23 protein-coding genes and 1 pseudogene are annotated in these 26,885 nt (G+C 70.5%); 13 read left to right on the top strand and 11 right to left on the bottom strand.

The annotated features are described in order from the left end of the window. Positions 1-1,614, bottom strand: a complete 1,614-nt coding sequence (locus E0504_RS41485) for an acyl-CoA synthetase (protein ID WP_131627089.1) — start codon at positions 1,612-1,614, stop codon at positions 1-3. Positions 1,615-1,956: 342 nt separating this feature from the next. Between E0504_RS41485 and E0504_RS41480 the strand changes: the two genes are divergently transcribed. From E0504_RS41480 to E0504_RS41470, 3 genes are all read left to right on the top strand, one after another. Then, positions 1,957-2,877: an amidohydrolase family protein gene (locus E0504_RS41480; protein WP_235014608.1), complete on the top strand. Its 921-nt coding sequence runs from the start codon at positions 1,957-1,959 to the stop codon at positions 2,875-2,877. An 84-nt stretch (positions 2,878-2,961) separates the two neighbouring features. Continuing rightward, positions 2,962-4,104, top strand: coding sequence for an acyl-CoA dehydrogenase family protein (locus tag E0504_RS41475; protein ID WP_131627087.1), 1,143 nt, complete (start codon positions 2,962-2,964; stop codon positions 4,102-4,104). A gap of 97 nt (positions 4,105-4,201) precedes the next feature. Further along, entirely contained in the window at positions 4,202-5,419 is a 1,218-nt protein-coding gene (locus tag E0504_RS41470; protein WP_112108353.1) for an acyl-CoA dehydrogenase family protein, read from the top strand. A gap of 268 nt (positions 5,420-5,687) precedes the next feature. On the opposite strand, the gene E0504_RS41460 is transcribed toward E0504_RS41470, so the two are convergent. Beyond that, the gene (locus tag E0504_RS41460) at positions 5,688-7,316 is read right to left on the bottom strand and encodes an AMP-binding protein (RefSeq protein WP_235014612.1); all 1,629 of its coding nucleotides are present in this window, start codon (positions 7,314-7,316) and stop codon (positions 5,688-5,690) included. 26 nt (positions 7,317-7,342) lie between these two features. Then, positions 7,343-8,352: pseudogene (locus tag E0504_RS41455) on the bottom strand (LLM class F420-dependent oxidoreductase). 793 nt (positions 8,353-9,145) lie between these two features. Here E0504_RS41455 and E0504_RS41450 point away from each other — a divergent pair. The 3 genes from E0504_RS41450 to E0504_RS41440 all read left to right on the top strand — a co-directional run bounded on the left by E0504_RS41450 (position 9,146) and on the right by E0504_RS41440 (position 11,677). Continuing rightward, complete coding sequence (locus tag E0504_RS41450) at positions 9,146-9,832, top strand: TetR/AcrR family transcriptional regulator (protein ID WP_112108355.1); 687 nt, start codon at positions 9,146-9,148, stop codon at positions 9,830-9,832. A gap of 73 nt (positions 9,833-9,905) precedes the next feature. Next, complete coding sequence (locus E0504_RS52820; protein ID WP_112108356.1) at positions 9,906-10,343, top strand: acyl-CoA dehydrogenase family protein; 438 nt, start codon at positions 9,906-9,908, stop codon at positions 10,341-10,343. A 215-nt stretch (positions 10,344-10,558) separates the two neighbouring features. After that, complete coding sequence (locus tag E0504_RS41440; RefSeq protein ID WP_243657855.1) at positions 10,559-11,677, top strand: ABC transporter ATP-binding protein; 1,119 nt, start codon at positions 10,559-10,561, stop codon at positions 11,675-11,677. Between the two features lie 25 nt (positions 11,678-11,702). On the opposite strand, the gene E0504_RS41435 is transcribed toward E0504_RS41440, so the two are convergent. Beyond that, positions 11,703-12,428 carry a TetR/AcrR family transcriptional regulator C-terminal domain-containing protein gene (locus E0504_RS41435; RefSeq protein ID WP_131627085.1) on the bottom strand — a complete coding sequence of 242 codons (726 nt, stop codon included), beginning with the start codon at positions 12,426-12,428 and terminating at the stop codon, positions 11,703-11,705. A 327-nt stretch (positions 12,429-12,755) separates the two neighbouring features. After that, entirely contained in the window at positions 12,756-13,469 is a 714-nt protein-coding gene (locus E0504_RS41430; protein WP_306769325.1) for a TetR/AcrR family transcriptional regulator, read from the bottom strand. 98 nt (positions 13,470-13,567) lie between these two features. Here E0504_RS41430 and E0504_RS50860 point away from each other — a divergent pair, with 98 nt between their 5' ends. The 4 genes from E0504_RS50860 to E0504_RS41415 all read left to right on the top strand — a co-directional run bounded on the left by E0504_RS50860 (position 13,568) and on the right by E0504_RS41415 (position 17,473). Next, entirely contained in the window at positions 13,568-14,143 is a 576-nt protein-coding gene (locus tag E0504_RS50860; protein ID WP_165938781.1) for a medium chain dehydrogenase/reductase family protein, read from the top strand. A gap of 11 nt (positions 14,144-14,154) precedes the next feature. Further along, complete coding sequence (locus E0504_RS41425; RefSeq protein ID WP_235014621.1) at positions 14,155-14,973, top strand: sugar phosphate isomerase/epimerase; 819 nt, start codon at positions 14,155-14,157, stop codon at positions 14,971-14,973. Between the two features lie 110 nt (positions 14,974-15,083). After that, positions 15,084-16,085: an aldo/keto reductase gene (locus E0504_RS41420; RefSeq protein ID WP_112108363.1), complete on the top strand. Its 1,002-nt coding sequence runs from the start codon at positions 15,084-15,086 to the stop codon at positions 16,083-16,085. 542 nt (positions 16,086-16,627) lie between these two features. Continuing rightward, on the top strand, positions 16,628-17,473 hold the full coding sequence (locus E0504_RS41415; protein ID WP_243657854.1) for an SDR family oxidoreductase: 846 nt from the start codon (positions 16,628-16,630) through the stop codon (positions 17,471-17,473). Between the two features lie 83 nt (positions 17,474-17,556). Here the strand turns inward: E0504_RS41415 and E0504_RS51580 are convergent, their stop codons facing one another. After that, a complete protein-coding gene (locus E0504_RS51580) occupies positions 17,557-17,775 on the bottom strand; it encodes a hypothetical protein (protein WP_207974669.1) in 219 nt (72 codons plus the stop codon). Between the two features lie 177 nt (positions 17,776-17,952). Here E0504_RS51580 and E0504_RS50855 point away from each other — a divergent pair, with 177 nt between their 5' ends. Both E0504_RS50855 and E0504_RS41405 read left to right on the top strand, forming a co-directional pair. Next, positions 17,953-18,210, top strand: coding sequence for a hypothetical protein (locus E0504_RS50855; protein ID WP_160144281.1), 258 nt, complete (start codon positions 17,953-17,955; stop codon positions 18,208-18,210). A 112-nt stretch (positions 18,211-18,322) separates the two neighbouring features. After that, complete coding sequence (locus tag E0504_RS41405) at positions 18,323-19,987, top strand: AMP-binding protein (RefSeq protein ID WP_131627083.1); 1,665 nt, start codon at positions 18,323-18,325, stop codon at positions 19,985-19,987. A 71-nt stretch (positions 19,988-20,058) separates the two neighbouring features. Here the strand turns inward: E0504_RS41405 and E0504_RS41400 are convergent, their stop codons facing one another. From E0504_RS41400 to E0504_RS41380, 5 genes are all read right to left on the bottom strand, one after another. Next, a complete protein-coding gene (locus tag E0504_RS41400) occupies positions 20,059-21,405 on the bottom strand; it encodes an acyl-CoA dehydrogenase family protein (protein ID WP_243657853.1) in 1,347 nt (448 codons plus the stop codon). Next, positions 21,405-22,559: an acyl-CoA dehydrogenase family protein gene (locus E0504_RS41395; RefSeq protein ID WP_112106616.1), complete on the bottom strand. Its 1,155-nt coding sequence runs from the start codon at positions 22,557-22,559 to the stop codon at positions 21,405-21,407. Before E0504_RS41395 ends, E0504_RS41400 begins: the two co-directional genes overlap by 1 nt. Further along, a complete protein-coding gene (locus tag E0504_RS41390) occupies positions 22,556-23,365 on the bottom strand; it encodes an enoyl-CoA hydratase/isomerase family protein (RefSeq protein WP_112106615.1) in 810 nt (269 codons plus the stop codon). The genes E0504_RS41395 and E0504_RS41390 overlap by 4 nt, the downstream gene beginning before the upstream one ends. Continuing rightward, positions 23,365-24,465 (bottom strand): NAD(P)-dependent alcohol dehydrogenase, encoded by a 1,101-nt coding sequence (locus tag E0504_RS41385; RefSeq protein WP_112106614.1) that lies wholly within the window; start codon positions 24,463-24,465, stop codon positions 23,365-23,367. The genes E0504_RS41390 and E0504_RS41385 overlap by 1 nt, the downstream gene beginning before the upstream one ends. Positions 24,466-24,550: 85 nt before the next feature. Then, on the bottom strand, positions 24,551-26,071 hold the full coding sequence (locus E0504_RS41380; RefSeq protein ID WP_112106613.1) for a class I adenylate-forming enzyme family protein: 1,521 nt from the start codon (positions 26,069-26,071) through the stop codon (positions 24,551-24,553). Between the two features lie 344 nt (positions 26,072-26,415). On the opposite strand from E0504_RS41380, the gene E0504_RS41375 reads away from it, so the two are divergent. Continuing rightward, positions 26,416-26,885, top strand: a 470-nt coding sequence (locus E0504_RS41375) for an ABC transporter substrate-binding protein (protein ID WP_165938782.1), incomplete at its 3' end; no start/stop codon positions are given.

Raw genomic sequence — 26,885 nt, 5'->3', positions numbered from 1 at the left:
TCACCGCACTCCTCCTGACAAACCCGACGACGCCGCGGCGGGCGGGGTCCGCGAGTCCGCCGGCGGGCGGGCCGCCAGGCGATCCAGATACTTCTGCCGCAGCGGAACCTTGTAGAGCTTGCCGGTGGGCAGGCGCGGCAGCTCCGCCTGGAAGTCGACGACCCGGGGAACCTTCGGCCCGGCGAGCTGCTCCCGGACGTGGGCCCGCAGCGCCTCGGCCAGCTCCGCCGTGGCCCGTACACCCTCGGCCGGCTGCACGACCGCGTGCACGTACTCGCCCATCTCCGGGTCGGGCAGTCCGAACACGGCGACGTCGGCCACCGCCGGATGCACGGCGAGACACGCCTCGATCTCGGCCGGGTAGATGTTCACTCCGCCCGAAATGATCGTGAACGCGCTCCGGTCGGTGAGGTACAGGTATCCGTCGTCGTCCACGTAGCCCAGGTCACCGAAGGACAGCCAGTTCTCGTGCCCGGGGTGCCGCACCGACCGGGTCTTCTCCGGATCGTTGTGGTACTCGAAGACGGTGCCGTCCCGCTCGAAGTAGATCGAGCCCGTCGCACCGGTGGGCAGCTCGGCGCCGTCCGGCCCGCAGACGCGGATCGTGCCGAGCACCGGCCGGCCGACGGAGCCGGGATGGTCGAGCCACTCGGCCGACGCGATGACCGTCATGCCGGCGCCCTCGGTTCCCGAGTAGTACTCGGTCACGATCGGGCCCAGCCACTCGATGATCTCGCGCTTCACCGGGACGGGGCACGGAGCACCCGCGTGGACGACCCGCCGCAGGCTCGACAGGTCGTAGCCCTTGCGGACCTCGGCCGGGAGCTTCAGCAGCCGGACGAACATCGTCGGGACCGCCTGGACATGGGTGACCCGCTCCCGCTCGATCAGCTCGAGCATCTCCCGCGCGTCGAACTTCTCCATGATCACAATGGTGGCGCCCAGCTCGTGCGCTCCCCGCGCCCAGCCGAGGGGGGCCGCATGGTAGAGCGGCGCCGGACAGAGGTACACCGACCGCTGATCCATGCCGCCGAGCCGCTGGCACATCAGCGCGCCGCCCGCCGCCACGGGGTCCCCGACCTCGATCCCGCGCAGCGGCCGCCTGATCCCCTTGGGACGCCCGGTCGTGCCCGAGGAGTAGAGCATGAGCTCACCACACGGCTGCCCGGGAAGGGCCTGCGGCGGGAACGACGCGATCGCCTCCTCGTACGGCTCGAAACCCTCGACGGCCCCGTCCATCATCAGGCGGGTCTCGCACCCCGCCACGTCCGCCACCGCCGTGCCGGCGACGGGGGCGAGCTTCGCGGTCGCCACGAGCGCCGACGCCTGTGAGTCGCGGAGGATGTAGGCGATCTCGTCCGCGGTGGCGTAGCGGTTGATCGCCGTCAGGTACAGGCCCGAGCGCACCGCCGCCCACAGCACTTCCAGGAAGCGGGGATGGTTCTCCGCCAACAGGGCGACGACGTCGCCGGCGCGCAGCCCGCGGGCGTGGAGGAGGCGTGCGAGCTGGGCGGAACGACTGTCCAGCTCACCGTAGGTGACGATCTCCCGGCTGTGGGCCATGACGACCGCGGGCCGGTCCGGAGCGGACGCCGCGTGGGTGCCGGGATACATGTGTCCTCCAGCCTCAGGACCGCGCGCGGAGTCCTCAGTCGCCATGGACGCGACCAGCTCGAAATGGGATCTTGACCTTGAGCCGCGATACCGACCTCGCCGGCGGATCCCGCCTCCGCACGGCCACTCCTCGGAGGCCGGATCACCCTGGGCCTGATGGCGAATCCACCGCCGTGCGGCGAGCGTAACTCATGTCGATATCGATGTCGACATCGACAGTGATCGCGGGCTATCGTTGGCCCGGCCCGACCGACGGCGACCGCCGCCGATCCCGGCCCGGACACCGCCACCGCCGCCGTGGGGGGCGGCGTCGCGGCGCAAGCATCACGGAAGGTACCCAAGGTGGCTCCCACGTTCCCACCCCCCGCCACGACCGACCGCTCGCTCCGGCCGTTCGACATCGGTGTGATCGACACAATGGTGGGATTCCCCCAGGATCCGGCCGCGCTGTACAGACAGATCAGGGCCTCGTTACGCGACAAGGAGTCGCGGGACGAATTCGTGATGCCGGCGGCGTACATGTTCCACGACGTGCCTGCCAGCCACCTCGCCGACGACGTCGACCCGGTCGCGCTCGTACTCGGCGAGATGGACCGGCACGGCGTCGAGATCGCCCTGATCAGCCTGAGCGCGAACACGGAGGCCGCCGAGCGCGCACTCACCGAACACCCGGGCCGATTCGTCGGCTCATGGAGCTGCGATCCCAACCGGGGAATGGAGGGAATTCGTACCCTCGTCCGCGTCCATGAAAAGTGGGGCGTCCGGGCTGTCTCCCTCTTTCCGCACGGAGTGCTGCCGCAGGTGGCCATCGACGCACCACAGATGTATCCGATCTATGCCAAGTGCGTCGAGCTGGGCATCCCCGTGTTCGTGACGGTCGGGATCGCCGGCCCCCGGGTGCCGTCCATGGTCCAGCACGTCGAGCTCGTGGACCGGGTGATGTACGACTTCCCCGAGCTGGTGTTCGTCATGCGGCACGGTGCGGAGCCGTGGACCGACCTCGCCGTGAAACTGATGATCAAGTGGCCCAACCTGTACTACTCGACCAGCGCCTTCTCGCCGCGCTATTACCCGGCGGACATCATCGACTACGCCAACACCCGCGGCGCGGACCGGATCCTGTACGGCGGCTACTTCCCCATGGGCCTGTCCCTCGACCGGATCATGACAGAACTGGCGCAGCTCCCGCTGAAGGAGGACGTGTGGCCGAAATTCCTCCGGGAGAACGCCGCCCGCGTTCTCGGTCTCGCCGAGAAGAACTGAGCCTGGCCACCGCAGGCTGATCCCCGCGCGAGCCGGCGAGCGGTCCACGCGCACGGACTGTCTTCATCTCCTGAGGAAGGCCACGTGAATCTAGCTTTCACCCAAGAGCAGAACGAACTCCGGCGGACGGTTCGCGACTTCCTCGACGAGACCTCGCCCGAGGCCGAGGTCAGACGTCTCATGGAGACGGTCGACGGCTACGACCCCGGTCTCTGGCACCAGCTCGCCGGCGAGCTCGGAATCGCCGGTCTGACCTTGCCGGAGGAATACGACGGCGCGGGCTGCGGATTCGTCGAGCTCGGGGTCGTCCTCGAGGAGGCGGGACGCTCGCTGCTGTGCGCGCCGGTGCTGTCGACCGTGGTCCTCGCCGCCTCGGCCCTGCTCGGTCTGGGTGACGACGCCGCCTGCCACGACTACCTGCCCGGGATCGCCGCCGGCACGACCGTCGCCACGCTCGCGCTCACCGAATCCGCGGGCCGTTGGGCCGGTGCCGACGGCATCACCACCACAGCCACCCTCGACGGCCACAGCAACGGCAACGGGTGGACGGTCTCGGGGAAGAAGGCGTTCGTGCTCGACGGGCACGCGGCGTCGCTGCTGCTCGTCGTCGCCCGCACCGGAGCCGGCCTCAGCGTCCTCGCGGTCGACGCGGGAGCCCCGGGCGTGCACCGCGTGCCGCGGGCCACCCTCGACCAGACCCGCAGGCAGGCCGACATCACTTTCACCGCGGCGCCGGCCCGGCTGCTCGGCGAGGCGGGCGCGGCCCGGCCGGTACTGGAGCACGTGCTCGACCTCGCGGCGGTCGCGATCGCCACCGAGCAGGTCGGCGGGGCGGCGCGGGTACTCGACATGGCGGTCGACCACGCCAGGACCAGGGTCCAGTTCGGCAGACCGATCGGCTCGTTCCAGGCCGTCAAGCACAAGCTCGCCGACATGCATCTCGGCGTCGAGTCGGCACGCTCGGCCGCTTACCACGGCCTGTGGGCGGCGGCCGACAACCTGCCCGACCTGCCGCTGGCCGCAAGTCTGGCGAAGGCGTGCTGCGGTGACGCCTTCGTCGCGGCGGCCACCGAGAACATCCAGGTCCACGGCGGCATCGGTGTCACCTGGGAACATCCGGCGCACCTGTACCTGAAGCGCGCGCACAGCTCGCGGCAGCTCTTCGGTCACCCGGCCCACCACCGGCAGCGACTCGCCCGGTACGTGCTCGCCGAGCAGTCCGAATGAACCGGCGGGCCGGCCCGGCCGGCGGCCCGACCGCCGCGGGCATCCCGAAGTGATCGTGAACCGAGTCGCTACGAACGTGTGTGGAGGCGAAGACCCGATGCAGCACTCACCCGCACCGGCCCCCGGGCGCAGCGGCGAAGGACGAGCGCGGGTCGAAGGACGAGCACGGTTCGAGGCTCGGGTCCGCGAGTGGTTCGTGGCCAACGCGCCGCGCAAGGGATCGCCGGAGGACTTCTCCGCGGTGCACGTCGTCAGCGCGCGGACCCCGCAGGAGTACCACGAGCAGGAACAGCACGCGATCACCGTCACGCGCGCCTGGCAGCGCCGGTTGTTCGACGCCGGCCTGGCAGGCCGGTCCTGGCCGACCGAGTGCGGCGGCCACGGTGCCCCGGGCTGGCAGGACGAGGTCGTCGTGGCGGAACAGGCGAAGTGGGGCGTGTCGACGAAGATGTTCGCCGTCGCGCTGGAGATGGTCCCCGCCGTGCTGTTCGGGCATGGAACCCACGAGCAGCGCGTCGCCTACCTGCCGCCCATCCTGCGGGGCGAGCACGGCTGGTGCCAGCTGCTGTCCGAGCCGGGCGCCGGCTCCGACCTGGCCAGCGCGCAGACGAGGGCGACCCCCGTGGACGGAGGCTGGTCGGTCACCGGCCAGAAGGTGTGGACCTCCAACGCGGGCTGCAGCGACTACGCCCTGCTCATCGCCCGGACCGGGAGCCGGGAGGAGGGCCGGGCCGGCCTGTCGTGCTTCGCGATGAAGATGGAGCAGCCCGGGGTCGAGATCCGCCCGCTCCGTCAGATGTCCGGGGCCTACCACTTCAACGAGGTCTTCCTCGACAACGCCTTCGTGCCGGAGAACGGGCTGATCGGCGGCCCGAGGGAAGGGTGGGCCGTGTTGCGGACGATGCTCGCCAGCGAACGGGCCGCGATCGGCGGCGGCACGAGCGCGCGCTCCGCCACCCAGCTCGTCGGGCTGGCCAGGCAGCTCGGCTGCTCCGACGACCCGGGCGTTCGGGATCTGCTGGCCCAGGCGGTCATCCGGGAGCGCACGCTGGACCTGCTCCGGGCCAGGATCGCCGCCGGGCACGCCGTCCCGGCGGCCGGACCGACGACGAAGCTGCTCTACTCCGAGCACGCCCGGCTCAGCGCCGACGCGGCGACCACCATCCTCGGGATGGCGGTGACGCTCGTCGACGACCCGCAGGCCGCGCCATGGATCGAACGGCTGCTGTTCGCCCCGGGCCTGCGCCTCGGCGGTGGCACCGACGAGATCCAGCGGAACACGATCGCCGAACGGGGACTCGGCCTCCCCCGCTGAGCGCCCTCAGGGCAGCCCGGCCCCAGGAACGAGGACCCGGAGGGTCGTCACGGCGGAGGTTCTGCGCCCCGCCAGGGCCTGTGCGGTCCAGTCGGTCGCGGTCAGCAGGAACAGCGTCCGCCGGTCGGCTCCGCCCAGGGCACAACCGAACTCGACCCGTCCGGCGCGAGACGCCGAAAAGTGCCGGGCTGGCGTCCGGTTGCTCGAGCGCTGTCATGAGGTCAGCGCTGTCATGAGTTCCCTGCCTGCTCGGGAACCGGTGCGTCGCTCATCCGAGAAGTGGGTCGAGTCGGGTGCGGTCGGCGTCGTCGAGCAGACGCAGGGCCTCGCCCTTCGCGGGCCGCCAGAGGACACCGTCCGCCCGCCATGCCTCGCGCCGCAGCCACATCTTGTCGATCTTCATACTGGCCAGCTTCGGCAGCTCCCCGGTGACCCGGACGAAGGCCGGCCACCATTTGGGACCGAGGTCGGGCTGCTCTGCGAGGAAGGCGTCGAACGCCGCGGGATCGAACCCGGCGCCGCCCCGCAGCTCGAGGGCGACCATGACCCGGTCCCCGACCGGGTCGTCGGGAACGGCGTAGACCGCGACGGAACGCACGTCCGGATGGCGGGCGACGATGGCCTCCACCGGCGCCGCCGCGAAGTTCTCGCCGTCGACCCGCAGCCACTCGTTCGACCGGCCGGCGAAGTACAACCAGCCGTCGGCGTCGCGGTAGGCCAGATCCCCGGACCAGTACCGGCCGTCCCGGAACCGGGACCGGGTCGCCTCCTCGTTGCGGTAGTAGCCCTCGAACCCGCCGGTGGGGACGGTCTCCACGATCTCACCGACGGCTTCGTCCAGATTGGTCGGGCGCCCGTCCGGACCGAACGTCACCGGCGGGCATTCCAGCCCGGTCTGCGCGTCGAGCACCCGGACCGTCGGATCGGCGGCGCCGAGGGCGCCCGCGGGCATCGACGGGTCACGGCGGACGATGACAACGCCCTCGGTGGAGCCGTAGCTGTCCCGGACGGTGCAGCCGAACCGGCGGGCGAACACACCGATGTCGCGCACCGACGCCTCGTTGCCGATCGCCAGCCGCAACGAGCTTTCGGCGTCGTCGGGACCCTCAGGCGTGGCGAGGATGTAGTTGAGGACCTTGCCGGTGTAAGTGATCATCGTGGCGCCGAACCGGCGGATGTCCGGCAGGGTGTTCGAAGCGGAGAACTTCGGCCGGGTCGCGATGGGGATCCCCGCGTTCAGCGCGGAGGACCACCCGGTGAACAACGAGCTGGAGTGGAAGAACGGCAGCGGCGAATACACCGCGTCGCCGTCGCCCAGCTCGGCGATCCGGGCCACGTGGGCGCCGGTACGCGCGAACCGCCCCTGCGTGCAGCGCACCGCCTTCGGCAGGCCCGTCGATCCCGACGTGAAGATCAGCAGGAAGAGGTCCTCGGCCCGCACCGGCCGGTCGGGCGGCAGCGGCCGCTGCCGCGCCACCCGTGCCGCGTAGTCCGGCCCGTCGACGACCAGCACCCGGTCGGCGGCGACACCGGTGTCCACCCCGTCCAACAGCGGCTGGTAGCCGGACGAGGTGACCAGAAGCTGGCAGTCGGTGTGCCGGATGAGCTGGCCGAGCTGATCACCCCGGTACGTCGCGTTGACGCCGACGACCACGGCCCCCGACAAAGCCGTCGCGGCCAGCCAGAACAGATAGTCCGGCACGTTGTCCAACAGCACACCGACGTGCGGTGGGCGGTCCCCGTCCCGGAGCTCCTCGAACAGCGCCGCCCGGCGGGACGCCTCCTCGACCAGCTGGCTGTAGCTCCACCGCTGGTCACCGAGGAGCAGAGCTGTCCCATCGTCCGCGGACCGCCGCCGCAGCAGGTCGGCGACAGTCGTCATCGCAAGGTCGGGCATGGCACTCCCCTTCGCTCCTTCGGCCGTCACCACAGGCTGGCGATGGGCTCCACCATGGCGAGGTCGGTCGGCTCCACGATCAGTGTGGTGATCGGGCTGTCCCGCCACGCGGCGAGCTGGTCGGCGATCCGGGTGAGCGGACCCACGAGCGCCAGATCGTCGACCAGCTCGTCGGGAACGGCGGCGCAGGCCGCCGCGCGGTCGCCACCCAGGTAGAGGTCCTGGATGCGGCTGGCCTCGTCGGCGTACCCGTAGCGGGAGACCAGCGAGGCGTAGAAGTTCCTGGACCTGGAGCCCATGCCCCCGATGTGCAGCGCGATACGCGGGCGTACCTGGTCACGGCAGTCGTCGAGATCGTCCCCGACGCAGGCGAGGACAGTGGGGGCCACCTGGAATCCCTCGGGTGCCTTCTCCAGTGCCTCCCCCCAGGCACCGCTCCAGCGCGTCGGGCTCCACAGGTACGGGAGCAGGCCGTCGGCCTCCGCCACGGCCATGGCGACGTTCTTCGGCCCCAGGGCGGCGATGAGAATGGGAGTGTCCGCGGCGGCCGGCATCGTGGAGCGCAGCGGACGCCCCTGCCCGGTGGAGTCCGGGCCGGTGTAGGGAACGGTGTAGACCGAGCCGGAGAACTCGAGCCGCTCGGTCGCGGCCAGGGCCTTGCGCAACACGGCGAGGTACTCACGCGTCATCCGCACCGGAGGGCGGTAGGGCACGCCGTGCCACCCCTCGACGACCTGTGGCCCGGACGCACCGAGCCCGAGCAGGACGCGCCCCTGGGAAAGCTGCTGCAGCGTCAGCACCGTCATCGCCGTGGTGGCCGGAGTACGCGCCGGCATCTGCGCGATGGCGGTACCGAGCCTGAGACGACTGGTGACCGCGGCGACGTAGGCCAGCGGCGGAACGCGTCGCTCCCCCACGCCTCACCCGTCCACACGGAGTCATATCCCGACCGCTCGGCCCGCCGGGCGACATCGGCGAGTGACGCCGCGTCCCCGTGGATTCCGGCAAGGCTGAGCCCGAGCGCGACCTTCGGCACTGGCACGCGCGGACCATAGCCCGCATGTAACTTCGATGTCAATTTCGAGTTTCCTGCCACTGGCGCCACTACCGGGCCGCCACCGAGCCGGTGGCGCACCTCAAGCCGGGACTCCCCGACAGAAGCGGTCCGCTTGCCCTGACGACACGCGGCCGTTACGGTCACAAATGTCAATGTCGACGTCGATGTTTCTTGCGGTGGGGCCAAGCGGTCCATCCGGACCGGAGCAACTCGTGCGCTGGGACGGCCCGCTCCCCCGCACCGCATCCGGGAAGGTCGTCCGATCCCGGCTCGTCATGGAGTCACCAGCGAAGGACAGCGACCTGGCAGCGCGGCTGCGGGATCACTGACCACCACGACCGCCGGTTGGGTCGCAAAGCCCCGCGGCCCAACCGGTGCACATCGCCCTCGACCCACATGCCGCCTTCTGGCGGTCGAGGGTTCACACCATCGCGATCACCTGCCCGGCGAGCCCCAACCATGGCAGGCATCACATCCACGACATCGTCACATCGGAAATATCGATGTCAAGGTTGATGTCGAGGTCGACGTCAAGCTAGATGTTGGCGGAGCGTGGAACACAGCACAGGCATCATGGAGGTGGAGCGAGCGTGGCGCGGGACCGCAGTCGTGGCAGACTTGCCGTCCGGCCTGCACGGCTGGAGCGGGAGCGGCAGCGACCGGGCCCGACGGCGCCACGAGGTGCCGGCAGCGCCCCCCAGACCCGTCATCCGCTCATCAGGTTCCGGCGCGAGCCAGCAGAGCCGGTTGACACGCGCCGAGAGGACCCACCGTGCCTGAACGTACCCAACACGGGACCGCGCTGCCGAATGCCCCTCGTGCGCGACGCGAAGAGGTTGAAGTAGGCAAACGTCGCGGTACCGGGCGCACCCGCCGAGGTCGTCAGAGCCGGAGCCAGCTCGTCGATGCGGCCCGCGTCGTGTTCGAGCGCGACGGCTTCCTCCATGCCAGGGTGGCCGACATCTGCGATCTGGCCGGATTCTCCCACGGGTCGTTCTACACGTACTTCGTCTCCAAGGAGGAGATCTTCCGGGAAGTGGTCGACTCTGTCGAGCTCGATCTCCTCACTCCCGAGCCGACTGGTTCCGCCACCGATCCCATCGAACGCATCCGCGCGGCCAACCGCCATTATCTGGAAACGTACGCCGCAAATGCCAAGATAATGCAGGTCATCCAGCAGGTCGCCACTTTCGACAACGACGTCCTCAAGATCCGCCTGCAACGCCACGAGGTTTTCGCTCACGCCATCGAGCGACGGGTGAGAATACTCCAGGACGCCGACCTCGCCGACCGCAACGTCGACCCCGCGTACGCCGCGCAGGCGCTCGGCGGCATGGTCGCCTACTTCGCGGACCTCCTGTTCAACACGGAGAACAGCTCCCGTTTCGATCTCGACACGGCGGTGCAACAGCTCACCATCCTCTGGACGAACGCGCTCGGAATTCGCCGACGCGTCTGACCGTCGGGCAGCACCGACCCCGTGTCCAGGGTCCGTGGTCGCTGCTTGACGGTGGGCTCAACATCATCTCAGAATATCGAAGTCGACGTCGAAACTGAGGTTCCGGGCCCAAGCGGGAGCTGATGCTGTTCTGATCACCACCGGCGCCGCCGAGGAGATCCGCCAGCTGCGCGACGCGCTACGCGGGACGCTGGGAACCGCTCACCAGGAACTCCCGTCGATGCCGGCGGCTGACTGGCGCGAGGGGTGGAGCACCCTCGCGGAGCTCGGTGTGACCGGCTTCTGCGTCCCCGAGGCGAAGGGGGGCGTCGGCCTGCGGCCCGACGCGGCGGTGGCCGTGGCGATGCAGCTTCTCACCTCGTCGACGTCCATCGACGACAGCGGCCACGAGGTCGCCGACCGCTGGTATCACAACTATCTCTGGGGTCGTGCCCTGACCATCTCCGGTGGCGCCTCAGAAATCATCCGCGGCATCATCGGCCGGCAACTCCTCAGCCTTCCCCGGGCGTAACCGCGACGGCAGACCCACGCGCACCCCATCCACAGCACAGGGTGATGACTGAGCGACGCATCCACACCGAGGGGCCTCCCGGCGGGGCCCTCGGGTACCGATGCGTCCCTTGACCTACGGCTACGTGTACCTTAATTTCTCCCGGCAGGGAATAAGTGCGGTCCCGGGAACCCGCTCTCCACGACCTAAGATCCGCGCATCCGAAAGGCCGAGACGTGAGCACACTGCTCGATGTCGAAGACCTCGTGGTCGACTATCCGGTCAGAGGTTTTCGCAAGAGCCCGGTCCGAGCACTGAGGGGTGTGTCGGTCGACGTCCGCCCTGGCGAGTGTTTAGGCATCGTGGGCGAGTCCGGATCCGGCAAGACCACGCTCAGCCGTGCGGTGCTGGGGCTCGCACCGGTGACCTCGGGTTCGATCCGTCTCAAAGGGCAGGACATTGTCCGGCTGTCCCGGGGCAGGCGGCAGCGCCTCGCAGACAAGATCCAGGCTGTTCTCCATGACCCGTACAGCTCGCTCGATCCGGCGCTGACGGTTGAGACGTCCCTTGCCGAGCCACTGCGCGCCCAGCGGGTCCCGGTCGCCGCGGCTGCCCGACGGGTGCGGGAGCTGCTGGACCAGGTCGGTCTCCCGGCGAGTGCGGGCCGACGGCTACCACGCGAGTTCTCGGGCGGCCAGCGTCAGTGCCTCGCCGTCGCCCGCGCGATGGCCCTCTCCCCCGAACTGATCATCTGCGACGACCCGGTGTCGGCCCTCGACCCGCCGTCCCAGTGGGCGGTCCTCGACCTGCTCGTGGAGCTCCAGAACACCACCGGCGTCGCCTACGTGTTCATCTCCCACGACCTCGCGGTGGTGCGGCACGCTTCGCATCGAGTGGCCGTGCTGGAGCACGGAGAGGTCGTGAAGCGGATCGACGGCGACAGAGTCGCCGGCGCGTGGCACCGATGCCCGCAGCGGCAGTTCCCGGCCGCGCCCGTCCCGGACACGAGGTTGCGGGCGGAGTGCCGCGCCAGTCAACCGCAGTCACTCCAGCGGCCAGGCCGGGATGGTTCGCTCCCGCAGGTCCGGAGACTCGGGGAGTCGAACGCGCTGCCCTTGCCGGCCTGGGGTGACGCTGATGGAAGGCGGCTGCGAGGTCCGCATGGAGAACGCGGTCGGTGGTTCGCTGGCCGCGGCGGCGGTAACCCGGGCCGACCTCCTCGCGAGTCACCCCGTCGGCATGGCCGGCGTCCTTCCAGGGCCAGCGGGACCGGACCCGCCCGGCCCATCCCACAGCGATCATGGTCCTGGCGAGGAGACCGCCCGACCTGTTACCGACGCCGACGCCGGAGCTGACAGCGACGCCGATCCGCCACCCGGATCAGGAGTTCCCGCCCGGTGACGGGGTTCTGGCAAGAAGGCGTTCCAGGCCGGCCACGATGAACTCGAGTTCAAGCTCGAAGGGTGACTCCTGCGGGTCGTCCGGGGACTGCTCCCGGGCGAGGACCCGCCGCAGGTGGGGAAGCCGGTCGCCGGGAAGCTCGGCGAGGACGCGCTGAACCTCGGTGAGCGTGGGGTGCCGGGCGAAGCGTGCGGCGAAGAGAATGTCCTTGGCGTTGGTGAACACCACGCGGGTGATCAGGGCGAGGGCATGGCTGGCACCGGTCTCGTCGAAGCCGGCGTCGAGCAGCCTGGCGAGCAGCGCGTCGGCCGGAACCAGGACGCCGGCTCCGGGAAGTCTGTCGATCAGGAGCGACAGCGAGGCCTCGCGCAGCAGCACACGGCGCACCCCGCGCGCGTAGACGCGGACGGCCTCCTGCCAGCTGTCCTCGGGGATACGCAGGTGCTCCAGCTCGGCTGCCAGGGTCTGCGCGGTGACGAGCTCGAGGAGCTCCTCTCGACCGGACACGTAGTAACTGACTGCCTTACGGTCCGCTCCGAGACGGTCGGCGACCGCCTGGAGTGTAAGGCTGTCCGGATCGAGGGCGATCGCGGCGTCGATGACCATCTGCCGGTTGAGGCGCGGTGGCCGGCCAGGACGGCGGCGGGGACGCTCATACCTGGGCGTCTGGCCGACGTCCTGCGTCGCAGGGTTGGTGCTGTCCACTACCACGTTCTACAGGTTTCAGGGGCACCCGATCCGGCGCAGCGTGGGTCGGCAGGCACCGCGACCGGTGCGCATTCAGCGCAGTGTCAGCTCCCGGGCACTCTCGAGCATGATCCGCCGCTGGGCCTGCGCCGAGAAGCCGCCCAGACCGGCGAGAAAGTCCTTCGGCCGTCCGTCGCACACGCATCCTCGGTGGACTGATCAATGAGTGCCGCAACTCCGCCTGACGACACCCCCGACAACCACGCCAACTACAGAAGACCAGCGCACAGACCGAAACCCGGATTCTGGAGCCCCACAGGTGGGCGGGCGTGAGACGCCAGGCATTCACTGGCCGGGCCGCGACGTCCGCCTGGATGTGGTCGGTGTTACTGGGCCGCGTGGCGCTGTGGCGCTCGGGTCTTGGAGCGATGCGGTGATGACCTCACCGCAAAGGGCTTGGACTTTGGCCGGATCGGCGGCGCCGGGATGCGCGAGGGAAAGGGCTGCGATGCCCCGGGCCATCCCCATGACGAGCACGGCAGCGGCGTCGGCGTCGGCGTCGGCGCGGATCGATCCGTCCTGTTGACCGGCTCGGATGGTCTCGGCGAGGTCGCGATGTGTTTGCCGGTCTGCGTGGACGACGGCGGGCAGCGGGGAGTCGGACGGGAACGTCGCGCCCCACATCACGACCACAGCGCGCTCCTCGGGTGCGTCGGCGGCGACGAAGACCTCGAGGTAGGTCTCGATCGTCACACGAAGCGCCTCGAGGGCGGAGAGCTCCTCGGCTCGCCGGTCGGTGCGCTCGAGGGCCTCGGCCGTTGCCTCGAGCGTGCGCTCGTGGGCGCGCTCGGCCAGCCGGGTGATCAAGCCCTCTTTCGACCCGAAGTGGTAGGCGGGCATCTCTCGGCTCGTCCCAGCGCGCGCGCCGATGCTGCGCAGCGACGTCCGCTCGAACCCGCGCTCCGCGATCAGTTCGGCCGCGGCTCGCAGCAACGCTGCTTCGGACGCGGCGCGGCGCTCGACTTGCGTTCGCCGCTGCGGATGCCCAGCCACCGTCACGGCGGTGACGATAACAAATTCCTGGCACGTGCCAGAGAAGTGCTAACTTATCGGGCACGCGCCAGGTAACACTGGCTCAGTCAACTGGGGAGGCTCGGTTGCCGCGTGCGATCGTGTTCAACGGTGATGAGACCTGGCAGCTCCGCGAGATCCCGAAGCCCAGGCTCCGGCCCGGCTGCGCCGTGCTCCGGGTCGAAGCGGTCGGGATCTGTCACAGCGACGTCGACCAGTTCAGGGGCCACGCGCCGGTGCCGTCGGGAGGCGTGTTCCCCACGGTTCCGGGCCACGAGATCGTCGGCCGGATCGAGCAGATCTCACCCGCCGCGGCCGCGGAGTTCAGCGTGCAGGAGGGGGACCGGGTAGGCGTCCGCTCCTACGTCGCGACGGCCGACGGGAGATCGCGCGTCTACGGGTTCGACTTCCCGGTCGATGAGGCGTCCGGGCTGTTCGGCGGTTACGCCGACTACATGGAGCTCGTGCCGGGCTCTGAGGTGCAGAAGCTCCGCGACGACCTGCCGGCGACCGAACTCACCGTCTACGAGTGCCTGTCCAACTCGGCGACCTTCGTACGCCCCGCGGAACCCGGGGAATCACTGCTCGTCCTGGGTCCGGGCCACATGGGCGTCACCGCCAGCCTCGCCGTGGTCGGCGGGGCCCGAGGACCGCGATTATGAGAGGGAGAACGATGGAACGACTGTCGATCGAGCCGCTGAGCGTGATGGGACTTCCGCCGGTGGAATCCGTCGGCCTGGCCGCCGACCTCGGGCTCCAGTACGTGGCGCTCGCCCTGAGCGCCTTACCGAATCCCTACGGCTACCCACCCTTCTCACTCCGGGACGATCTCGCCCTGCGGCGCGAGACGCTCGCCGCCCTGCACGATCGGGGCGTGACGGTTTCGCTGGGCGACGGGTTCGTGCTCCATCCCGGCATGGACATCCGTGACCTCGCCGGCGACGTCGCCATCGTGGCCGAGCTCGGTGCCCAGCGGATCAACACCGTCACCTTCGATCCGGACTTCGGCCGCAGCGTCGACCAGTTCGGCGTGCTTGCCGAGATGGCCGCCGAGTTCGGGCTGGAGACGACGCTGGAGTTCTCGCCCGGGCTCGCGATCGCCGACCTCCCCACGGCGCTCGCCGCCGCCCGGGCGGTGGGGAGGCCGGACTTCCGTCTCCTCATCGACACGATGCACCTCGTGCGGTCCGGCTCCGGCCCGGCCGAGGTCGCCGCCGTCGACCCTGACCTGATCGGGTACATCCAGCTCAGTGACGCTCCGCTTGTGCCCACCATCCCCGACTACATGGAAGAGGCGTGTTTCGAACGGATGGTGCCGGGCGCTGGCGAGCTGCCACTGCTCGAGATACTCGAGGCGCTGCCGCGCCACCTGGTGATCGGACTCGAAGTGCCTCTCCGCTCGCAGGCCGACGCCGGTGTCGGTCCCCACGACCGGCTCGGCCGGTGCGTCGACGCCGCCCGGAAGCTCCTCGTCCAGGTGGACAACCGATGAGGGACGGTCGAGGGCCGGCGCGCACCGAGACGACAGCTCGGCCGCTCGGTACAGGCCACCAGCCCGGGGTGGGCCCGACCGCGCACCGACCGGATCCCGGAGCCGTCGGCGTGAGTCCTCGGCGCATCGGCAGCCTGGAGGTATCCGTCGTCGGTCTCGGCGGCAACAACTTCGGTACGGACTTCTTCGGCGCTGGCTGCGACGAGCGCGAGGTCGATCGGATCGTCCACGCCGCCCTCGACGCGGGCATCAACCTCTTCGACACCGCCGAGGAATACAGCATCACGTCCTTCCTGGGCGAAGGGCACTCCGAGGAGCTGATCGGGGCGGCGCTCGGCCGGCGGCGGGACGAGGCGATCATCGCCACGAAGTTCCTCAACCAGAGTGAGGCCGACCCGGATCAGCGGGGCGCAGCGCGCATCGTGGCTGCCGTCGAGGCCAGCCTGCGGCGGCTCGGGACGGACCGGATCGACCTCTACCAGCAGCACCAGCCCGACCCCGCCACACCGGTCGAGGAGATCCTCGAAGCGCTCGACCGGCTGGTGCGCGCCGGCAAGGTGCGCGAGGTCGGTTGCAGCAACTTCAGCGGCAAGATGCTGGACGACGCCGCCGAGACCGCGGCTCGGTCGTCGTTCTCGCCGTACCGGTCCTGTCAGGTGCAGTACAGCGTGCTGGAGCGCCCCCACGAGGACGTGCTCGGGGCGGTGGAGCGCAATGGCATGACCGTCCTTGCCTACTTTCCTCTCGCCAGCGGACTCCTCACTGGCAAGTACCGCCGGGGTGAACCACCGCCGCCGAACGCACGGCTCGGTGCCGACGCGCCGGTCAGTACCATGCTCCGCCAGGGGATCATGGCCCGCCGCCCGCCGCTGTCCGACGAGCGGCTCGCCACCGTCGAGCAGCTGTCAACCTTCGCCGAGGAACGAGGGCACTCTCTGCTCGAGCTCGCGATCTCGTGGCTCGCCTCCCAGCCAACCGTTGCGTCGGTCCTGACCGGCGTCACGAAGCCCGAGCAGGTCATCGCCAACGCCTCCGCCGCCGGATGGCGGCTCACCCCCGAGGAACTGGCGGCCGTCGACGCGATCGTCGCTCAGGAGTCCGAGGCTCCATGAGCCTCTCTGATTGTCGTCGATGGGCTCGAGCAGGCTGCTCGTGGCGTGGAGTGACGCGGTGGCCCGCCCCACCGCGTCGTCCCCCGACTCCGGCCGCAGGGCCGCTCCCGCCCCATCCGCGCAGGTAGGTCTCGTGCACGTGACGGAGGAGCGGCAAGGGGATCGGACGACGGTAGCCGGCGCCTGGCTGCGTACCGGCGGATGCGCAGCCAGGCCGGGGGCGTGCAACGCACACGGCGACTGCCGTCGGGTACGCCGGTGCGGGCTACTTCGGCGAGGCCCCCATTCCGGTCGATGCAACACCGCATTTCGTGGTTTAAAGCGGCCAGGGCTTCACCACGATCATCGTCGATGGAGTGCGGCCGGTGCACTTCCGCGATCCGGCCGGAAACCGCTGGAACTGCGCGGCGGCTAGACCAAAGGGAGCATCCGACGAAAGCTGGTAGCTAGTTGTCGAGTATCAGCATCCATCTGCACTTTCAACTGCCTTTCTATCACGCGCCAAGGTTTCAGACGCTGGACGAGACCACAAGGTGAAGCTGGTGAGCGCGAGCACTGGCGGCTGGAAGCCGCGGGCTACCGAAGGAAATTCCATGCCATTTGCAGAAAAGTACGGACCATGGGCAGTCATCACGGGCGCCTCCGAAGGGACCGGGCAGGCATTCGCCCGCCGTATAGCCTCCGAGGGTCTACCCGCCGTCCTTCTCGCGCGACGGTTGGAACCGTTGAACGACCTGGCGAACTCGATCCGCGCCGAAACCGGCGTTGAATGCATCACGGCGTCAGTGGACCTGGCAGCTGATGACGGCGCCCAGCAAGTCATCGAAGCGGTAGGCGACCGCGAGATCGGGCTGTACGTCGCCAACGCAGGTGCCGACACCAACGGAGCGCACTTCCTCGACATCGACGCCAAACCCTGGCTGGATCTGATGCGCATCAACGTTCTGACGATGATGCAGCTGTGTCATCATTTCGGCGGATCCATGCGAGCGCGTCGTCGCGGCGGATTACTGCTGGTCAATTCCGGCGCAGCCTATGGTGGCAGCAGCTTCATGGCGGCCTACTCGGGAAGCAAAGCCTTCGAACTGTGTTTCGGCGAGTCCCTGTGGGCCGAGCTGCGTCCCTACAATGTCGATGTGCTCAACCTGGTTCTCGGCAAGACCGATACACCGCCTTTCCGGGCCCTGCTAGCGGAAAAGGGATTGCCGGAGCCGACCGACTGGGCGACACCGCAAGATGTGGCTGAGGCCGGAGTGACGCGCCTTCCGCACGGACCCATCCATAATCAGGGCCAGGCAGTTGACACCGCGGGCGATCAACGACGCGCCAGGATTCTGATGATCGAAGAGATGACCAAGGACGTCTTTGGTGAGAGGGTCCCTGACTAGCCTGTGGGACTCCGAAATCCTGTGGGGTGCCAGAAGTCGGCCTGGGCCTGTGACCTGGGGTGATGCGCCGGCACGGGGGTGCGCTACCGGTCTTCCGACCATCCAGAGTCTGGATGGTCGGAAGATCTGCGCTGTAGGTTCTCGATGTCGTCTCGGCCTGCCTGGGCCGCCGCCAGGTCGATGGCAACGCGCAGCAGCGCGGCCCTGCTGATGCGTTCCCCCCTGAGGCTGCGCGCCCGCCGCAGACGGCGAATCTCGTGGTCGAATACCTGGAACTCGTCCAGACGCGGCCATACACCCATATACGCTCCATTCGAGGGGAATACCCAGGTCTGACCTGGGGGAAGAGGCTGGAAACGGGTCCCTACCCGAACCCGCAGAACGAAAACAGGTCCGGAGGAATTCCCCCGCCGCCCCTGCCAGTGGGGAGCTTCGTCGCCGCGCTCCCCCTACCTGGTGCCATCGGTTCACCGAGGTACGTGAACGCGCAAGCACCGGGCGATCTGCGGGTCGCTGGTACCGCGAGCGAACATCTCGGCAGCCTGGAGTCGGATCTGTTCACGTCGGGTGCGCTCATGGGCGGTCTGTCGTCGAGGGCACCGGAGTGCCCGACCTCCCGGAAGATGCGCCCGAGCGCCACCCACATGTCACCCGTGCAGGCGTTCCTCGACTCCGGCCGGTCGATCGTGACGGTCACGACGAATCCGTCACGGTCCGCCCGGACGTTCGGGTGGTAGGACGGGACAGACTCTTGCGTCATGGCTATATATCTAGAGATATTGGACGCCACGTCAACCGGACAACCCACGCGCGGGCCGGAACCGCGTCCGGCGGGTGAGGGAGAGCCACGTGACAGCCCAGGAGTGGTCGTTACCCGCCGTGCTCGACGTCGTCACCGACGTGGCCCCCGACCGCGACATGCTGGTGTCGGCGACCGTGCGCCGCAGCTATGCGCAGGTACGGGACCGCACCCGGCGGCTCGCCGCGTACCTCCGCCGGCACGGGCTCGGGGTGCGGCGGGAACGTCACGAGCTGCGGCGTTGGGAGTGCGGCCAGAGCACCGTGGCGGTCGTGATGTCGAACTGCCCCGAGTACCTCGAGACGATGATCGGGGCCTTCCGGGCACGCGCCGTGCCGTTCAACGTCAACCACCACTATGCGCCGAGGGAAATCGGCGCGCTGCTGAGCCAGGTCGGCGCCGAGGCCGTGGTGTACCACCGACGGCTGGGCCCGAAAGTCGCCCAGGCCGTCCGACTGAACGCCCGGCCCGACGGCCGCCTCAACGGACTGCTGCTGATCGACGTCGACGACGGCTCCGGCGTCGCCCCCCTACCGGGCAGCACCTCGTTCCCGTCCGCGCTCGCCGACGCTCAGGGCGTCCACGATCTTCCCGTCCCGTCACCCGACGACCTCTACCTCGTCTGCACCGGCGGCACGACCGGTACACCGAAGGGCGTGCTGTGGCGTCAGGGGGACGTCTACGTCGGCGCCGCGGGCGGCGCCGAGGGAGCCACCCGCGACGTCATCGCGGGGATCGCCAGGACGGGGGCGGGCGTCTGGTTCGCGGCTCCTCCGCTGATGCACGGCGCCGCGCAGTGGACCGCGTTCGCCGGGCTCGTCAACGGCGGCACGGTGGTCCTGCACGACGACTCCCGGCCCTTCGACGCCCGCGCGATCCTGCGGACCATCCAGCGTGAGCGGGTGACGATGATGTCGATCGTGGGCGACGCCTACGCCCGGCCGCTGGTGGACGAGATCCGGGCCCGCTCCTACGACCTGACCTCGCTGGTACGCCTCGGCACCGGCGGTGCGACGACCAGTGCCGGGCTCAAGCAGGCGCTGCTCGAGCTGCTGCCCCAGCTCACCGTCGTCGACGGGTACGGCGCGTCCGAAACGGGCGGGATGGCGTTCGGAACGTCGACGTCGGGCAGGCAGGCGCACCGGTTCCGGCTCGCCGCGGGTGCCGCGGTGCTGTCCGCGGACCGGTCCCGCTTCCTCGAACCCGGGGACGACGAGGTCGGCTGGACGGCACGGGTCGGCCGGATCCCACTCGGCTACCTCTGCGACCGGACACGCACGGAACAGACCTTCCCGCTCGTCGGCGGCCGGCGGACCTCGGTTCCCGGCGACCGCGCCCGCTACGACAGCGACGGCGGCATCGTCGTGCTCGGACGCGACGCGATGGTCGTCAACACCGGCGGCGAGAAGGTGTTCGTCGAGGAGGTGGAGGAGGTGCTCCGGCAGCACCCCGACATCCTCGACGCGCTCGTCGTCGGACGGCCGAGTGACCGCTACGGCGAGGAGGTGGTCGCGCTCGTCCAGCTCCGGACGGGTGCGCAGCTGTCTCCCACCTCGGTTCGCGAGCACGTCGCCGGCCAGCTCGCGCGTTTCAAGGCGCCCCAGGCGGTGCTGCTGTGCCCGCGGATCGGCCGCCATGCCACCGGCAAAGCCGACTACACCTGGGCACGACGCGCGGCTCTCGAGGCGGTCTCCGCCACCGTGACGAGAACCTGACGGGCGACTGCGCGGCGGCCGTGCGGCGCGGTGGCCGCGATGGTCGGGTAACCGCGATGGTCGGGCTGCTCTCAGTCCGACGACCAGCCGCGGGCGTCCCGCAGAACCTCCCGGAACGGCTTGCCGCTGTCGAACGACGGTTCGCGGGGAAGCCCGAGCACCCGCTCTCCGATGCTGTTGCGCTGCATCTCGTTGGTGCCGCCGGCGATGGACATGAAGCGGCTGTTGAGGAAGCCGACCGCGGCTTTCCTCCCGAGACTCTCGCCGGGCTCCCCGTCCCCGTTCACGGCGTCCCAGTTCACGGCGTCCGCGCCGCCTATGCGCATGGCGGTGTCGGCGCGGATCGGGTCGTAGACGCCGCTGACCAGCTTGGCGTAGGACGCGAGGTGGAGCGCCTGGGCGGGATCCGTCCGCATCCGCGCGCCGAGCCTCGCGAGCAACGCCCGGCGCGCCACGTCGTCGACGTGGGCGCGCACGATCAGGTCGCGGGTGAGCGGGTCCGCGAGCCGGCCGGCGGCCCGGGCGAGCTCGACGAGGTCGGGCGCGACACCGGTCGAGGCCCGCGTGGTGCGGGTGCCGTGGCTGAGCCCTCCCCCGCGCTCGAACATCAGCATGGTCTGGGCGACGGTCCAGCCGTCGTTCACCTGGCCGATGACGTCGCCGTCGCCGAGCACGACGTCGTCGAAGAACTCCTGGCAGAACTCCGCGTCGCCGGTGATCTGCCTGATCCGCTCCACGGTCACGCCGGGGGCGGTGACGGGGACGGCGAACCACGTCAGGCCGCGGTGCTTCGGCACGTCCCAGTCGGTGCGGGCGAGGCACATGCCCCAGTCCGCGTAGTAGGCGCCACTGCTCCAGATCTTCGACCCGTTGAGGACCCACCCTTCGCCGGCACGGACCGCCCGGGTGCGCACGCCGGCCAGGTCCGACCCGGCCTCGGGCTCGGAGAAGAACTGCACGAACAGCTCCTCGCCGGAGAGGATCCTCGGGATGTGCCGGCGCAGGAAGTCCGCCGACGCGTGCGCGAGCATCGTCATGGCGCAGACACCGAACGTGGTGCCGCCGGCTATTCCCAGCTCGGGCAGCCGGTAGCCGCGCGCCTCCTGCTGGAAGGCACGTTCGTACTGCGGCCCGAGGCCCTGGCCGCCGTACTCACGCGGCCAGGTGATCCCCGCGTACCCGGCCTCGTGCAGCCGGCGCTGGAGCGCGCGCCCGGCCGCGATCGCCGCCGGACCGGTACCGCCCCGGCGGGGGGCAGGGGCCGGCAGTCGCTCGAGGTTCGCCTCGATCCAGGACCGGGCCCGCGCCCGGTACTCGTCGAGAGCCGGCACCGCCGTGTCGTCGTCACGCTCCGCCGGCACGTTGTCGCCACGCTCCGGCGGCACATTGTCGCCACGCTCCGGTGCGATGTCCCGCATCAACCGACTCCGATCCGCTCGCCCAGCCGGCCGCGGTGCCACTGCGCCGAGCCGAACGCCACCGCGTCCGCGGCGAGGCGCCTCATGAACAGGTGGTGGTCGTGCTCCCAGGTGTAACCGACCCCGCCGAAGACCTGGAAACAGCCGTGGGCCAGCTCGACGCCCTGCTCGGCGACGAAGGCCTTCGCCGCGTGCGCGAGATCCATCCCGTCGTGGGCCCCGGAACCGAGCGCCCCGGAACCGAGCGACTCCGCGGCGGCGGCCACCACCGCCTTCGCCATCTCGAGGGAGAGGCTCAGGTCGGCGAGGAGGTGCTTGACCGCCTGGAACGAGCCGATCGGCCGTCCGAAGGCGATACGTGTCCTGGCGTACTCGACCGCCGCCGCGAGGTCACGGTGCATCGCCCCGACCGACTCCGCGGCGGTGAGGACCGCGGCGGTCCCGACCTGATGCTCGAACCGCGCCGCGGTCGCGTCGCCCGGCGCTCCGAGCACGGCGTCCGCGCCCACCCGGACATCGTGGAACCGCACCGCGCCCGGCCGTCGGGTGATGTCCAGGCTCGTCATCCGCCGCACCTGGACTCCGGGAGTGTCTGCGGTGACCAGGAACTGCGTCAGCCCGCGCGGCCCGCGCGCGGCCACGACCAGCAGGTCGCAGTCGGCCGCGTCCGGTACGTGCCGGACGTCGCCGGCCAGGCGGAAACCGCCGGCACCGTCCTCGCCCGCGACGATCGCGCCGGCGCCCGGCGTCAGCCCGGCGACGTCGCCCACCACCCAGGTCGCCCGGCCCCGGCCGGCCACCAGCCGGGCGAGGGTCCCGCCGTGCCTCGGGCCCTCGGCCGCCAGCAGGTGCGCGACGACATTCGCCGCGACGAACGAGCCGGGCTGCAGGACGGCGCCCCGCTCGGCGGCGACCGCCGCCGCGTCCAGTAGGCCGTTGCCCGACACGGTGCCGCCGCCGTGCTCCTCGCCGACCAGCATCCCGAACCAGCCGAGCGAGCCCGCGGCTTCGAGGTAGCGCGCGTCCACTCCGCCGGAGCCCGCGGCGAACTCCCGGACTGACGGCAGCGGCATCGTCCGCTCGATGAACCTGGCGCTGGAGTCGAGGAGCAGCTCCTGCTCGGGCGTCGCGGACGCCAGCAGACCGACGCTCATACGCCGGTGAACCGGGGTTCGCGGCGCTCGGCGAACGCCCGGAACCCCTCCCGCGCGTCCTTCGTGGTGTAGGCGATGTGCTGGGCCCGGGCCTCGTCCTCGACCGCCCGCTCGAACGTGGTCGAGTCGCTCGCGTCGAGCAGCCGCTTGATCAGGCTGAGCGCGGTCGTCGGCCCGGCGGCCAGCCGCCGGCCCCACGCGGCGGCGACCTTCGGCAACTCGTCGGCCGGCACGACCTCGTTGACCAGGCCCCACGCCAACGCGTCCGGAGCGCTCACCCAGTCACCGAACAGGGCCATCTGCTTCGCCCGGCGCAACCCGATCTGGCGGGGCAGGCTCCAGGACGTCCCGCCATCCAGGGACAGGCCCCGCCGGGCGAACACCTCGCAGAACCGGGCCCGGTCGCTGGCGACGACGAGATCGCAGGCGAGCACCAGGCCGAGCGACACGCCGACGGCGACACCGTCCACCGCCGCGATGGTCGGCTTCGGCAACCGGTGCAGCCGGTTCACGATGTCGCCGGCGGTGCGCATCTCGTGCAGGATCGCCTGCCGGGGGCCGGAAAGTCCGCCAGCCTCGCCGGCCCCGCCCTCCGTGCCCGCGCCGCCGGTCAGGTCCGCGCCCGAGGAGAAGTTCCCACCGGCGCCGGTCAGCAGCAGCGCCCGGTCGGCCGGGTTCCGGGCGACCTCGGTCAGGATCCGGGCGAGGTCGGCCCAGTTCGTCCCGTCCAGCGCGTTCTTCTTCTCCGGCCGGTTGAAGATGACCGTGACCAGGCCGCCGCCGCGTTCGACGAGCGTCGAATCCATCAGGTCGTCTTCTCGGGCAGTAACACAGGCTTGATCACCTTTCCGGAAAGCGTCGCCTCCTCCGCGGCGTTGATCGCCTCGAGCGGGAAGGTCTCGATCAGCCGGTCGAACGGGAACAGGCCCTGCCGCCACAGGTCGATGAGGCGGGGAACGAGGACGTGCGGGTCGGCGCCGCCCTCGAGGATCCCCGACACGGTCTTGCCGACCAGCGCCATCGGACCCAGCGTCACCGGTCGGCTCTGGACGCCCACCAGCCCGCAGTGCCCGGCCATCCGCAGCACCGCGACCGCGTTCGCGATCGACTCGACGTTCGCCGTGGTGTCGAAGCTGAAGTCGGCACCGCCGTCCGTGAGATCCCTGATCCGCGGCACGAGGTCGGCGTCCGTTCCGTTCAGCACGTGGGTGGCGCCGAGTTCGCGGGCGAGCTCCAGCCGGTGCTGATGGAGGTCGACGGCGACGATCGGGGACGCGCCGACCACCTTCGCCGCCATGATCGCGGCCATCCCGACCGCGCCGGCACCGAACACGACGAAGCTGGCGCCGGCGGTGACCTTCATCCCGACGAGCACCGATCCGGCGCCAGTCAGCATGCCGCAGCCGAGGGGCCCCAGCTTCTCCAGCGGCTGTTCCCGGTCGACCAGAACCGCGTTGCGCTCGGTGGCCAGGCAGTGCGTCGCGAACGACGACTGCCCGAACCACCGCGAGGAGATCGCGTTCCCCGCCGCGTCGCGCGCCCCGGTCGTGCCGTCGGCCCGCCGCCCGAACATGTTGCGGACCAGGAAAGTGTCGCAGTAGGGCGGCAGGCCCTTCCGACAGTTCCGGCAGTCACCGCAGGAGTCGAAGGACAGCACGACGTGGTCGCCGACCGACACCCGCCGTACTCCCTCGCCGACGGCCTCGACCACGCCGGCGCCCTCGTGACCGGTGACAATCGGCGGCGGCGCGAACGACTTGGGCCGCCGTGGCACGAGGTCGCTGTGACACATGCCCACGCCCACCACACGGACCAGCAGTTCGCCGGGACCGGGCGGGGCGAGCACGATCTCCTCGAGCTCGTAGGACCCGTCCAACCGACGCAGTACCGCCGCGGTCGCCTTCATCGAACGGCCTCCCGGCTAGGTGGTGTTCCGCCGTCCGGCGGTCACGGCCTTCGCACGAGAATCGTAGCCATTGATGTATATGTTTTCAACCGATTACGCCGCCCGGTGCCGACGCCAGCCAGCCTTCGAGCTCACGCCGGAGGACCTTGCCCATCGGGCTTCGCGGCAGCTCGTCGACGACCTCCAGGCGTTCCGGGCACTTGTGACGGGCCAGCCCCTCGGCTCGGCAGTGTGCCACGAGGGCGGCCAGCGTGACCTCGTCGCCCGGCCCGCCCGGCCCGCCCGGCCCGACCACGACGACGGCGCACACCCGCTCGCCGGTGCGCTCGTCCGGCACACCGACGACCGCGACGTCGCGCACTGCGGGATGCCGCGCCAGCACCCTCTCCACCTCCGCCGCGGAGATGTTCTCCGCGTTGCGGATGACGACCTCCTTCAGACGACCCCGCACCCGCACCCGGCCCTGCTCGTCGACGTCTCCGAGGTCCCCCGTCCGCAGCCAGCCGTCGGCGTCGAAGGCGTCGGCGTCCAGCGCCGCGTCCTGGTAGCCGAGGAAACACTGCGGGCCCTTCAACCGCAGCTCGCCAGCGACGACCCGCACCCGGACACCGGCGGCCGGCCGGCCAACCGTCGTGCCGGGCTCGGCGTCCGTCGGCGTCTCGCTGGTGGCCACCGGGAACTCGGTGAGCCCCCAGGAGCCCAGCACTCCGGGCACGCCGAGGACCTCCGCGACCTCCCGGCTGACGGGCTCCGGTGTCGCCGCGCCGCCGCCGACGCAGGCACGCAGCGCCGGGAAGAGCGGCTTCCCGCCGCGACGGCGCTGCGCGGCCGCGTACGCGCGGAAGAACGGCGTCGCGGAGCCGAGGATCGTCGGCCGGTGGGCCGCCATCCGCTCAGGCGTCACGGCCGGGTCGAACGCGTCGAACAGAACCAGCGTCCCGCCGGCCCGCAGCGCCGCCGCGAGCATCGAGACCCCGCCGATGTGGCCGATCGGCCAGGCGATCGGGTACACGTCCCCGGCGCCGAAACCGAGCCCGGCGACGACACCGTCCGACGAGGCGATCACCGAGGCGTCGGTGTGCCGCGCCCCTTTCGGGTCGGCGGTCGTGCCGGAGGAGTAGTAGATCCACCGGCACTCGTCGGCCCGCGCGGGGGCGGCGGGCAGGCCGGTGGAGTCGCCCTCGGGCAGGCGAAGTGCCGACCCGGGCGGGCCGTCGAGGTCCAGTGCCAGCACCTCGGGCCCGAGCGACCTGGCCATCTCGCCGTGGCCGAACCCCTGCCACGACTCGGGCACGACGACCAGGCGTGCCGAGACCTGCCGCACGATGAACCCGACCTCCCGGTGGCGGAACGCCGGGATGACGGGGTTCTGGACCGCACCGAGCCGCGCGCAGGCCGCCAGCAGCACCACCGCCTCCAGCGTCGTGGGCAGCTGCCAGGACACGACGTCGCCCGGCTCCACGCCGTGCCCGTGCAGGCCCGCCGCCGCGCGGCCGGCCGCGTCACGCAGGGCCGCGGTGGTCAGCGAGCGGCCGTGGTCGTCCGCCAGCACGACGGCGTCCGGCACGCGCCGGGCGGCGTCGTCGAGCAGGCCCCAGAACGTCAACGTCGTCGTCCTCTCCTGTGCGCGTCCGGCGCGCGCGGCAAGCCACGCCGGCGCGGCCGCCGGCCCTCGCCGGTGGCACCTACCGGCCACCACCTCGATATTGAGGCTGGAAAAGTCTAAATATATAACTTAGAGTTCTCGCCCAGACAGCGGGTCCCCGGAGTGAACCTGCCGGCCGACAGCCGCACTCGCGTGACACCGAGCCGGGCGAGCACGGCCGCCCCCGCACGATCCGCCGGCCCTGACACCGGCGACGTCTCAGCGCGGCCGACAAGCCGCCCATCACGCAGGGACAGATCATGGAACAGAGCACGCGGGCAGGCAGCTTACGTAGACGGTCGCGGATGCGCGGGCCGCGACCGCGGGTACGCCGGCTGGTGGCGACAGCCCTCACCGCGCTGGCCCTCACCGCACTGGCACTCACCGGCGCGGCGTGCGGCGGAAACGACTCCGACCCGACCTCGAACGACGAGGGCGGTGTCGACCTCACGCTGCTCGGCCCGAGCCGACCGGCCGACGGCCCACCGGTCAAGGTCGGCTTCGTCAGCGACGGCAGCACCCCGGCCTTCGACAACACCATCCAGATCCACGCCGCCGTCGCGATGACAAAGTTCCTCAACGAGCACGCCGGCGGCATCGGCGGCCACCCGATCGAACTCGTGACCTGCGAGACCGCAGCCGACCCGGGCCGAGCAGCCGACTGCGCGACCGAGTTCATCCAGGCCGACGTGGCCATCACCGTCGCAGGCGAGTCCACCGCCATGGGACCGGTATGGAAACCACTCCACGACACCGGGATCCCGATCTTCGTGTA

The sequence above is a fragment of the Parafrankia sp. BMG5.11 genome (genome assembly GCF_004337455.1).
This window is presented reverse-complemented; position numbering and strand designations above follow the sequence as displayed.